This is a genomic window from Arcobacter sp. CECT 8989, assembly GCF_004116715.1.
Lineage (GTDB): Bacteria > Campylobacterota > Campylobacteria > Campylobacterales > Arcobacteraceae > Halarcobacter.
Genome location: NZ_PDKE01000128.1, coordinates 1 through 391, shown reverse-complemented (window position 1 = coordinate 391; position 391 = coordinate 1). Strand labels below are relative to the sequence as shown.

The following is a 391-nucleotide window of genomic DNA, read 5'->3' as shown; positions in this document are numbered from 1 at the left end:
GTTTGGGAGTTTGCATTAGCCTTAGAAGGTCTAAATAGAAATGCCGGTACTCAAGCAGCGGGTGTTGTTATTTCCAATGAAACATTATGGAAAAAAACACCACTATTCAAGCCTTCTGGACTAGATACAATTGCGAAACAATACAATGGTAAATATGTAGAAGATGTTGACTTAATCAAATTAGACTTCTTAGGTCTTAAGACCATAACAGTTATTGAAGAAGCAAATAAGCTTATTGACAAAAGACATGGAAAAAGAGTTGACTTCTTAACAACAGCCGTAAATGACAAAGGAGTTTATGACTTCATCCAAACAGCTAATACAAGTGGAGTACTACAGATAGAATCAGCGGGCAGGCAAGACCTTGCAAAACGACTCAAAGATACAGGGT

1 pseudogene is annotated in these 391 nt (G+C 37.1%); it reads left to right on the top strand.

The window, feature by feature from the left end:
- Nucleotides 1–391: pseudogene (locus CRV02_RS14695) on the top strand (DNA polymerase III subunit alpha); the annotation flags it as partial.